Annotated in this window: 12 protein-coding genes; 7 read left to right on the forward strand and 5 right to left on the reverse strand. The window is 68.0% G+C overall.

Annotated elements, in window-relative coordinates:
• Both Q7S93_RS15225 and Q7S93_RS15230 read right to left on the reverse strand, forming a co-directional pair.
• On the reverse strand, positions 1–249 hold a 249-nt coding region (locus Q7S93_RS15225), incomplete at its 3' end, for a hypothetical protein (protein WP_304714792.1).
• Positions 250–483: 234 nt separating this feature from the next.
• The gene (locus Q7S93_RS15230; protein WP_293322384.1) at positions 484–690 is read right to left on the reverse strand and encodes a cold-shock protein; all 207 of its coding nucleotides are present in this window, start codon (positions 688–690) and stop codon (positions 484–486) included.
• Positions 691–1,037: 347 nt separating this feature from the next.
• Between Q7S93_RS15230 and Q7S93_RS15235 the strand changes: the two genes are divergently transcribed.
• The 3 genes from Q7S93_RS15235 (at position 1,038) to Q7S93_RS15245 (ending at position 2,834) form a co-directional block, all read left to right on the forward strand.
• Complete coding sequence (locus Q7S93_RS15235; RefSeq protein WP_304714793.1) at positions 1,038–1,448, forward strand: cupin domain-containing protein; 411 nt, start codon at positions 1,038–1,040, stop codon at positions 1,446–1,448.
• Positions 1,449–1,557: 109 nt separating this feature from the next.
• On the forward strand, positions 1,558–2,109 hold the full coding sequence (locus Q7S93_RS15240) for a sigma-70 family RNA polymerase sigma factor (RefSeq protein WP_304714794.1): 552 nt from the start codon (positions 1,558–1,560) through the stop codon (positions 2,107–2,109).
• Positions 2,106–2,834: an anti-sigma factor gene (locus Q7S93_RS15245; RefSeq protein WP_304714795.1), complete on the forward strand. Its 729-nt coding sequence runs from the start codon at positions 2,106–2,108 to the stop codon at positions 2,832–2,834. Before Q7S93_RS15240 ends, Q7S93_RS15245 begins: the two co-directional genes overlap by 4 nt.
• A gap of 9 nt (positions 2,835–2,843) precedes the next feature.
• Here the strand turns inward: Q7S93_RS15245 and carA are convergent, their stop codons facing one another.
• Positions 2,844–4,013 carry a glutamine-hydrolyzing carbamoyl-phosphate synthase small subunit gene (gene carA / locus Q7S93_RS15250; protein WP_304714797.1) on the reverse strand — a complete coding sequence of 390 codons (1,170 nt, stop codon included), beginning with the start codon at positions 4,011–4,013 and terminating at the stop codon, positions 2,844–2,846.
• A gap of 180 nt (positions 4,014–4,193) precedes the next feature.
• Between carA and Q7S93_RS15255 the strand changes: the two genes are divergently transcribed.
• Entirely contained in the window at positions 4,194–4,634 is a 441-nt protein-coding gene (locus Q7S93_RS15255) for a DUF1330 domain-containing protein (protein ID WP_304714798.1), read from the forward strand.
• A 3-nt stretch (positions 4,635–4,637) separates the two neighbouring features.
• Here Q7S93_RS15255 and Q7S93_RS15260 read toward each other — a convergent pair whose 3' ends face one another.
• Together Q7S93_RS15260 and Q7S93_RS15265 are read right to left on the reverse strand one after the other, a co-directional pair.
• A complete protein-coding gene (locus Q7S93_RS15260) occupies positions 4,638–5,132 on the reverse strand; it encodes a response regulator (protein ID WP_304714799.1) in 495 nt (164 codons plus the stop codon).
• Complete coding sequence (locus Q7S93_RS15265) at positions 5,087–5,782, reverse strand: PAS-domain containing protein (RefSeq protein ID WP_304714800.1); 696 nt, start codon at positions 5,780–5,782, stop codon at positions 5,087–5,089. Before Q7S93_RS15265 ends, Q7S93_RS15260 begins: the two co-directional genes overlap by 46 nt.
• Positions 5,783–5,932: 150 nt before the next feature.
• Between Q7S93_RS15265 and Q7S93_RS15270 the strand changes: the two genes are divergently transcribed.
• From Q7S93_RS15270 to rpoD, 3 genes are all read left to right on the forward strand, one after another.
• Positions 5,933–6,628 carry an HAD family hydrolase gene (locus Q7S93_RS15270; RefSeq protein ID WP_304714801.1) on the forward strand — a complete coding sequence of 232 codons (696 nt, stop codon included), beginning with the start codon at positions 5,933–5,935 and terminating at the stop codon, positions 6,626–6,628.
• 43 nt (positions 6,629–6,671) lie between these two features.
• The gene (gene dnaG / locus Q7S93_RS15275) at positions 6,672–8,555 is read left to right on the forward strand and encodes a DNA primase (protein ID WP_304714804.1); all 1,884 of its coding nucleotides are present in this window, start codon (positions 6,672–6,674) and stop codon (positions 8,553–8,555) included.
• A 99-nt stretch (positions 8,556–8,654) separates the two neighbouring features.
• A partial coding sequence (rpoD, locus tag Q7S93_RS15280; protein ID WP_304714802.1) for an RNA polymerase sigma factor RpoD occupies positions 8,655–10,332 on the forward strand: 1,678 nt, incomplete at its 3' end.

Here is a 10,332-nt window from a genome sequence, read left to right on the forward strand (position 1 = left end):
GGGGCGCTCCTTGGCGATGATCTTCTCGACCATCTCCGGGGTGATGGGCTCGATATAGGTCGCATCGGCCACGTCCGGGTCGGTCATGATCGTGGCCGGGTTCGAATTGACCAGGATGATCCGATAGCCCTCGGCCCGCAGGGCCTTGCAGGCCTGGACGCCGGAATAGTCGAATTCGCAGGCCTGGCCGATGACGATCGGGCCGGCGCCGATGATGAGGATCGAGGAGATGTCGGAGCGTTTGGGCATGTTTCTTCCGCGCGCAAGGACGGCCGCGCACATCAGCGCGCCCGACACCGGTCAGAATGCAGGTTAAGTCGCCCGTTTAGAGAGGGAGTCGGGGGTGCGCAAGCGCGACCTTTGCGGCCACCGTTAATGGCCGTGCACGGCGGGCCATGCCGGACCTGCAACGCAAAGGGGCCGACGCTTTCGCGCCGGCCCCAGGGAAGTCCCGTGCTTTGAAAGCCCGCGGGCTTGTGGCGCTTAGACCTGCAGGTTGGAGGCGGCCATCTTGCCACTGCGGCGGTCGCGCTCGAGTTCGAAGGTGATCTTGTCGCCCTCATTCAGGGTCCGCAGCCCGGCGCGCTCGACCGCCGAGATGTGAACGAAGACGTCCGGGCCGCCTTCATCAGGCGTAATGAAGCCAAAGCCCTTTTGGCCGTTGAACCATTTTACGGTGCCGGTAGACATGGAGAGTATCAGTCCTTGGAGGTCGGTCAGCCACCCGCAATCTTCATCGCGGGGGATCAAGCATCGATGGGGGTTCGGGAGAGCAAATCCGGGGCCGGATAAGGCTGGAGAGTTCGACCGTGCCCTTGCGAGATTGACATACCCAGAGTGGCCGAAACGCGATGGAACCGCAAGTTGAATCCCCACCTGGCCGGGGGCTGCGGCCCCTCGAGACTGTCATTGCTCCTCGTCGTCTCTGATGGACCACAACGGCGTCTGGCGCGTTGCTCTCTCGGCGCCAGACCTGCGCCAAATTGGTTAGCGAGCTTGGCGCCCTGCGTGCTACGGCAGGACGAGGGAGGATCATTATGAGAAAATTAACCCTTGCTGTGTGCGCCGCGCTCCTGGTGGTTCCCGCCCTGGCCGTCGCTGCGCCCGGCCAGCCCCCGGCGTTTGACGCCCGCGCTCCGGCGGCCATGACGCTCGCCCTGCCGCAGACTGAAGATCCCATCGAGGGCGAAAAGGTCCGCATGACCGTGGTCCAGGCGACCCTGGCGCCCGGAGAGAGCCTGCCCGACAACGCCCGCACGGCGCTGCGTTACATCTATGTGAAGTCGGGCCGCCTGCAGGTCTCCAACCTGGTCACCGGGGACGAGCAGGAAATCCTGGCCGGCGAATTCGCCGTGGAGTCGGCCGGCCAATGGCACACGGGCCGCGCCATGGGCGTGGAGCCCGCCGAGGTTCTGCTGATCGAACAGGCGCCGTCCACCGACTTCTGATCGTCTTGCGGCCTGTCCGCCCACAAGCCCAACAGTCTTGCCCCGGCCCGAACAGGTGGGCAGGTTGGGCGGGCGCAGATTCTCATATCCGCTGAACCCAAGAGCCGCCGTGCCCGCTGTGACCGCCGACGACCTTTCAGCTCTCATGACCCAGGTGGCCGCGGGCGACCGCGACGCCCTGCGACAACTTTACCAGGCCACCTCCTCGAAGCTATTCGGCGTCTGCCTGCGTATCCTCTCCGACAAGGATGAGAGTGAGGATGTGTTGCAGGAGGTCTATGTCACCATCTGGCGTCGGGCCGACCGGTTCGACGCGAGCCGGGCCAGCGTCATGACCTGGATTTCGACGATCGCCCGCAACCGGGCCATCGACCGCCTGCGCGCCCGCGGCCCCCTGGCGCGCGCCGAGCAGATCGACGAGATGGAGATCGCCGACGGGGCGCCCAGCGCCACCGCCCTGCTGGAATCGGCCGAGCGCGCCGGCGCCCTGCAGCGCTGTCTCTCCGAGCTTGACGAGCGGACAGAGAAGGCGATCCGCACGGCCTTTTTTGAAGGCGTCACCTATGAGGCCCTGGCCCAGCGACTGGATACGCCGCTCGGGACGGTCAAGAGCTGGATCCGGCGGGGGCTGATGAAGCTGAAAGGGTGCCTGGAGCCATGAGCGACGCGGGTCCTGAAATGGCTGAGCCGGAAGCCCTGGCCGCCGAACACGCCCTGGGCGTCCTGACCGCGCCCGAGCGGGCCGCCGCCGAGCGCCGCATGGCCAGCGACGCCAGCTTCGCCCAGGCCGTTGACGCCTGGCGCGTGCGCCTGGGTCCCCTGGCCAGCGAAGTCTCCGCCGTGGCCCCCCCCGACGAGGTCTGGCCGCGGATCGAGCGCGCATTGCCGGTCAATGACAACAATCCGCAACTGGCGCGGCGTCTGGCCTTCTGGCGCGGCGCCACTGTCGGGGCCATGGGCCTGGCCGCCGCCAGCCTGATGGCCGCCGTCTATCTGGGCAGCCGCCCGCCGGTGGTCATCCCTGCGCCCGCGACTGCGCCGCCGCCTATGCTGAACGCCAGCCTGAGCACCGAGGGCGGCCAGGCCCTTTTCGTGGCCTCCTACGATCCCCAGCGTCAGGCCCTGATCATCACCTCGCTGGTGCCGCCGGGGACCGATCCCCTGCATGTGCACCAGCTGTGGCTGATCCCGTCGGAGGACGGCGTGCCTCGGTCGCTGGGCATGGTGGAGCCAGGCGTGGCCAAGACCATGCCGCTCGACGCCTCCCTGTCCCAGATGGCCCACGAGGGTTCCCAGCTGGCGGTGTCGGTCGAGCCCTTGGGCGGGTCGCCTCAGGCGGGCCCCAGCGGCCCTGTGGCGGCCGTCGGCGCCCTGGGCGAAATCTGACCTGACCGTCTAGCGAGCATCGTCCATCATCTTGGCGAAGCGGTCGAAGAGGTAGAGGGAATCCGTGGGGCCGGGCGAGGCCTCCGGATGGTGCTGAACCGAGAAGACCGGCCGGTCCTTCAGGGCGATCCCGGCGTTTGTGCCGTCGAACAGGGAGACATGGGTCTCCGTCACGGGCGCCGGCAGGCTGTCGCGATCCACCGTAAAGCCGTGGTTCATGGAAACGATCTCCACCTTGCCGGTGGTCAGGTCCTTGACCGGATGGTTGGCCCCGTGGTGGCCCTGGTCCATCTTCACGGTCCGCGCCCCCAGCGCCAGGGACAGCATCTGGTGTCCCAGGCAGATGCCGAAGACCGGCACGCCGCTCTCTACCAGCTTGCGAATTTCTGGCACGGCGTAGGCGCCGGTGGCCGAAGGATCGCCCGGACCATTGGAGAGGAGGATCCCCTGCGGCTTGCGCGCCAGCACGTCCTCGGCCGAGGTGGAGGCGGGCACCACGCTCGCCCGCGCGCCGACGCTGGTCAGGGCGCGCAGGATGTTGCGTTTGACGCCGTAGTCCATGACGACGACCTCGTATTTCGCCTCAGGCGCGGGCTGGGCATAGCCCTCGGGCCAGTTCCACAGCCCCTCTCCAAAGGTGAACGGCTGCAGGCAGGAGGCGTCCTTGGCGAGGTCCAGGCCCACCAGACCGTTCCACGCCTTGGCCTTGGCCACCAGGGCTTCCAGGTCGAAGCGGCCCTGCGGATCGTGGGCGATCACCGCGTGGGGCATGCCGCGCTCGCGGATGCGGCGGGTCAGCGCCCGGGTGTCGACGCCGGCCAGGCCGATGACGCCGCGCCGGGCCATCCAGCCGGCCAGGTCGGAGTCGGCGCGCCAGTTGGCGGGGTCTGTAGGCACGCCGCGGAAGATGGCGCCCCGGGCCGAGGTCTCGGCCGCGCCGGACATCTGCTCCACGTCGTCGATATTGGTCCCCACATTGCCCACGTGCGGGAAGGTGAAGGCGATGATCTGGGCCATATAGGAGGGATCGGTGAGGATCTCCTGGTAGCCGGTCATGGCGGTGTTGAAGCAGACCTCGCCGACGGCGTCGCCCGTGGCGCCGACGCCGATCCCCTGCAGGACGGTCCCATCGGCCAGGACCAGCACACCGGTCGCGCCGGAGAGAAGTTGGCTCGTCATGGGGGACTCCTTTGAGGGCGGGCTATGGTTGCAAAAAGGCGGGCCAGGGTGAACCCCGCCCGCCGTGCAAACGGCGGCGTAGGTAATGAGTCCCGCCGCCCGGGTCAATGCAAGGTGACCCTGCCAGCGCGTCGGACTAGGCTTTCCACCCAGAAGACCACCAAATGCAAGGGGGAAGCCGTGTCGCAGCCTGGCCATATCGATCCCGACCGCGAGGCGTGGGGGGTGTTCAAGGCCCTGCCGCGGGATGAGCCGATCCACATGCTGAACCTCGTCCGCCTCCGGGCCCTGGCGGCCTATCCCGAGGATCACCCCGACCACGGCAAGGGCCTGACGGGCCTCCAGGCCTATCAGGCCTATGGCCGGACCACCGCGCCGATCTTCAGGCGCCTGGGGGGATCACAGGTCTGGGTCGGGCGGCCGCAGGTGACGCTGACGGGACCGCAGGACGAGGCCTGGGACCTGGCCTTCATCGCCGCCTATCCCAATGCCGGGGCCTTTATCGCCATGGTCCGCGATCCCGAATACCAGGTGCTGGTCGCCCACCGCACCGCCGCGGTCGCCGATTCCCGCCTGATCCGCATGGCGCCGGCCGAACCCGGCGAAGGCTTCGGCGAGTAAAGTTCAGCCTTCCAGCACTCCGGAAATGGCGCCGAACAGGGTTTCGGCGCGGATGGGCTTGGCGATGTGGCGGTCGGCGCCGGCCTGGGCGCTGGCCTCGCGGTCCTCAGGCCCGGCATTGGCCGACAGCACGATGATCGGCAGGCGCCTGTCGGTCTCGCCCTCGTGGGCGCGGATCGCGCGGATGGCCTCGAAGCCGTCCATCACCGGCATGCGCAGGTCCATCAGGACCAGGTCGAAGGCCTGTTCGCGCAGGGCCTCCAGAGCCTGGGCGCCGTCCTCCACGCTGACCACCTCGATGCCGGCGGCGTCGAGCATCAGCTCCACAACCCGCCTATTGGTTGGGTTGTCGTCCGCCAGTAGGACCCGCAGTTCGCCAGGCGCCGAGGCCGCCGCTTCGGCCACCGTCTGCGCCGTGGCCTGGGGATGGGGGGCGTGGTGGGTTTCGTATTTCAGCAGGCCGCCGACCAGAGCCTCAAGGCGCGCCCCGGACTCCACCAGGTCGCTGACGATGGCCCGCTGCGCCTCGTCCAGGGGTGTGGCCTCCAGGGCCTGGGCCAGGCCATGACCCCGTTCAGAGGCGTGCGCAGCTCGTGGCTCATATCAGCCAGGAACTCACTCTTGGCGCGGCTGGCGGCGGCCTCCCGGTCAAGGGCGTCTTCGAGGGCGGCGGCCTGCCGCTTCATCTCGGTGATGTCCACCCGCAGGCCGATCAGCCCGCCATCGGCGGTGCGGCGATCCTCGACCATCAGCCAGCGGCCGTCGGAGAGCTGCTGCTCCAGGCGTTCGCCGTCGGGATCGGCCAGCGTGGCCAGACGCGCCTCCAGCCAGGCCTCTTCGTCGCCAAGAGCCTCGGGATAGTCGCCCCGCTCGACGCCGATGCGCAGGGTCTCAGCCAGGGCGCGGCCGGGCGCGAACAGGTCGGCCGAGCGGTGATAGATTTCCGCGTAGCGATCGTTCCAGAGGATGTAGCGGCCCTCGCGGTCCAGGAAGACCACGCCCTCGGGAAAGGCGTCGATGGCCGCGCGCAGGCGATCTCGAGCGGCCTTGGCCTCGGCCTGGGCGCGCAGCAGCGCCCGCCCCCCGATCAACCGATCCAAGGCGCGGACCATGGCTCGGCCGACGGCGCCGATCCCCACCCCTGACATGAAAAACTCCAACCCCGCCTGACGGGGAGAGCAAAGCCCACCAAGTGTTGCCGAAGTCCTGCCAGGGCCGGAATTCCTTGGCCGGCCAGGGATCTGGTCAGATTCTGGGCGCGTGGTTCGCAAACATCTTCGATGGCGCTATCAGGAGCCATGACCATCACGACCCTCGGCTTGGACGCCGACGACACCCTCTGGCACAACGAGACGATCTTCCGGCTGACCCAGGCGCGGCTGTTCGATCTGCTGTCCGACGTAGCCGACACCGACACCCTGGGCGCGCGTCTGGCCGAGGTGGAGGGGCGCAATCTTCGCCTCTACGGCTACGGCGTGAAGGGCTTCACCCTCTCGATGATCGAGACGGCCATGGAGCTGACAGGCGGGGAGGCGCCGCCGCATATCGTCCGTGAGATCCTGGCGGCGGGCCGGGCCATGCTCACCGAGCCGGTCGAACCCCTGCCGGGTGTCGACCAGGCGCTGGCGGAGCTGTCACAGCACTACCGCCTCGTGCTGATCACCAAGGGCGACCTGCTGCACCAGGAACAGAAGCTGGCGGCCTCAGGCCTGGGCGACCTGTTCGTCGCCGTGGAGATCGTCAGCGAGAAGGACGCCTCGACCTATGAGCGGGTCTTCGCCCGCCACGGAACTGGCGCGGCGCAGGGCGCCATGGTCGGCAACTCCCTGCGGTCGGACATCCTGCCGGCCCTGGAGGCCGGCGCCTGGGCCGCTCACGTGCCCTATCCGGTGACCTGGGCCCATGAGATGGCGCAGACGCCCACCGGCCATCCCCGGTTCGCCGAACTGGCCAGCATTTCGGACCTGCCGGCCTGGCTCGACCGTATCAGCTGAGCTGGCTGATGATTTTGTCGGGCGCCTGGCGCATATGTCAGGGGTGAAGTTCGATGAACGGTTCCTCGACGAGATCAAGGCCCGCCTGCGCCCCTCCGACGTGATCGGGCGCACGGTGAAGCTGCGCAAGCAGGGCCGGGAGTTCGTCGGCCTTTCGCCCTTCACCAAGGAGCGGAGCCCGTCCTTCTTCGTCAATGACGACAAGGGCCAGTTCTTCGACTTCTCCTCCGGCAAGAACGGCGACCTGATCACCTTCCTGCAGGAGACCGAGCGCCTGACCTTCATGGAGGCGGTGGAGCGCCTGGCCGCCGAGGCCGGGGTGCCCATGCCGGCGCCCGATCCCCAGTCGGCCGAGCGCGACCGGGTGCGCCAGGGGCTGGCCGAATGGCTGGAGCAGGCCGGCGCCTGGTTCCAGGCCGAGCTGCGTCGTCCGGTGGGCCGCGAGGCGCGGGACTATCTGGCGGCCCGCGGCCTGCCCGAGGCGGAATGGGCGAGGTTTGGCATCGGCTATGCGCCGGGCGGGCGCACGGCGCTGAAGGATTATCTGGTCGCCAAGGGCGCGCGGCCCGGCGAGCTGGTGGAGGCCGGTCTGCTGATCGCGCCGGAGGACGGCGGGGCGCCCTATGACCGCTTCCGCGACCGGATCATGTTCCCCATCGCCGATGGGCGAGGGCGGTTCGTCTCCTTCGGCGGCCGGGCCATGGATCCCAAGGCCCGCGCCAAGTACCTGAACGGCCCGGAGACCTCGGTCTTTCACAAGGGCCACGTGCTCTACGGCATGGGCGAGGCCCGCAAGATCCTGGGGGCGGCGCCTTCGGGCGAGACCCCGCCCCTGGTGGTGGTGGAAGGCTATATGGACGCCATCGCCTGTCATCGGGCGGGCGTGGCGGCGGTCGCGCCCATGGGCACGGCGCTGACCGAAGAGCAGATGGAGATGCTCTGGCGGCTGCACCCCGAACCGACCCTGTGCTTCGACGGCGACCGGGCCGGCCGCCAGGCCGCCTTCCGCGCCATGGACCGGGCGCTGCCGATCCTCAAGCCCGGTAAGAGCTTCCAGTTTTCGCTGGTCGAGGGGGGCAAGGACCCCGACGACGTGCTGCGCGAGCAGGGGCCGGTCGCCCTGCGCCAGCAGCTGGCGACGACAACGCCCTTCGCCCAGGCGCTGTTCGAACGCGAACGTGATCTCGAGCCACTGGATACGCCGGAGCGGCGGGCCGGCTTGAAAGGCCGGCTGCGGCAGGCCGCGGGCGCCATCGCCGACAACGACCTGCAGCAGGCCTACCGGCAGGACCTGCTGGAGCGCTATGACGGCCTGTTCCGCAAGGCCGAGAGCAGCCAAGGCGCCCGCCCGCCCTGGCGTCCGCAGGCGCGGCGCAACGGGCGCTGGAAGGGGCCCGGCGAGGCCTGGGCGGACGCCCAGCCCCCCACCGCCCAGGGCAAGGCCGCCGCGGGCCGGCTGGCGGCCGGACTCGACCCGGCGCCGGCGGCCCTGGCGGCCTACGCCCTGTCGCGACCGGCCGTTCTGGACGACCATCTGGAGGATGTTTTCGCAACCGAAGGTTTCGGCGAACCGGGCCTCTGCGAAATGGTGAGGGAAATCATCCGCCTGCGTCTTGAGTCGGACCACCTTGACTCTGACAGCCTGACGCGCCATCTCCGATCCTGCGGGTTTAATGCGCTGCTGACAGACATCGACCGGGCCGCTGCGAAATCGGGCGCGCCCTTTTTGAAACCGGATGTCTCCCTCGAAGCCGCGAATTCGCAGTGGTCGCAAGCCTTCGCCAGCCTTTCCAGGCTGGCGTCGCTCGACAAGGCTCTCGACGCCTCGAAGGGAAACCTTCGGGAGCGGTCGGATATGGAAGCCTTCGAGCGTCTCAAGGGGGAACGCGACGCACTCAGACGCGCGACCAGAGAGTGGAACGATTAAAGCCGGTCACGGGTCGTACTCATACGGCCGTATCGGCCCCTGTTAGTCATGATCGGCCCGTTCCTTGCATAAGGCGGCGGAACCGAACCGGAGAATTCGATGAGCACCAATACGGCCGAAGCGGAAACGACCGAAGCCCAGACCAGCGATGGTCCGCTGCTCGACCTGACGGACGCCGCGGTCAAGAAGTTCATCAAGCAGGCCAAGACCCGCGGCTACGTCACCATGGACGAGCTGAACAAGGTCCTGCCCTCTGAAGAGGTGACCTCCGAAGCGATTGAAGACACGCTCGCCATGCTGTCGGAGATGGGCGTCAACGTCGTCGAGGCCGAAGAGGACGCCGAGGGCGGCGAGGTCGCGGTCCGCGAGGAGACGGCCGTCGTCGAGACGACCAAGGAGCCGGCCTACGACCGCACCGACGACCCCGTGCGCATGTATCTGCGCGAGATGGGTTCGGTGGAGCTCTTGTCGCGCGAGGGCGAGATCGCCATCGCCAAGCGCATCGAGGCCGGCCGCGACACCATGATCCGGGGCCTGTGCGAAAGCGCCCTGACCTTCGAAGCCATCATGGTCTGGCGCGAGGAGCTGGCCTCGGGCCGCATCCTGCTGCGCGAGGTCATCGACCTCGAACAGACCTATGGCGGCCAGAACACCGGGACCGAGGAAACCGCCGAGGCCAAGCCCGAGCCGGGCGCCGAAGGCGGCGAGGCCAAGGCCGAAGGCGAGGGCGACGACGACGACGACGATTTCGACGACGGCGCCGGCCCCACCATCAGCGCCATGGAGGCCGAGCTTCGTGACGGCGTCATGGAAACCCTCGACGCCATCGCCTCGGAGTTCGACTCCTTCCGCAGGCTGCAGGAAAAGCTGGTCGCCAAGAAGCTGGCCGGCGAGGACCTGGGCGATTCCGACCGCAAGGCCTTCGAGGCTGCGACCACGGTCATCGTCCAGCACCTGAAGACCCTGAAGCTCAACAACAACCGCATCGAGGCCCTGGTTGAGCAGCTCTATGCCATCAACAAGCGCCTGATGGGCCTGGAAGGCCGTCTGCTGCGTCTGGCCGATTCCTACGGCATCAGCCGGGTGGAATTCCTCAAGGCCTATTTTGGCGCCGAGCTCGACCCCGCCTGGACCGACAAGGTCAAGGAACTGGGCGTCCGCTGGACCAAGTTCACCGAGAACGACGCTGGCCAGATCGGCGACATCCGCACCGAGATCGCCGCGCTCGCCACCGAGACCGGCGTGGCCATCGACGACTATCGCCGCATCGTCCAGACCGTGCAGAAGGGTGAGCGCGAGGCCCGCCAGGCCAAGAAGGAAATGGTCGAGGCCAACCTGCGCCTCGTGATCTCCATCGCCAAGAAGTACACCAACCGCGGCCTGCAGTTCCTGGACCTGATCCAGGAGGGCAATATCGGCCTGATGAAGGCGGTCGATAAGTTCGAGTACCGCCGCGGCTACAAGTTCTCGACCTACGCCACCTGGTGGATCCGGCAGGCGATCACCCGCTCGATCGCCGACCAGGCCCGGACCATCCGCATCCCGGTGCACATGATCGAGACGATCAACAAGATCGTCCGCACCTCGCGCCAGATGCTGCACGAGATCGGCCGTGAGCCGACTCCGGAAGAGCTGGCCGAAAAGCTGGCCATGCCGCTGGAAAAGGTGCGCAAGGTCCTGAAGATCGCCAAGGAGCCGATCAGCCTCGAGACGCCGATCGGCGACGAGGAAGACAGCCACCTGGGCGACTTCATCGAGGACAAGAACGCCATCCTGC

It is taken from the genome of Phenylobacterium sp., from assembly GCF_030646615.1.
Lineage (GTDB): Bacteria > Pseudomonadota > Alphaproteobacteria > Caulobacterales > Caulobacteraceae > Phenylobacterium.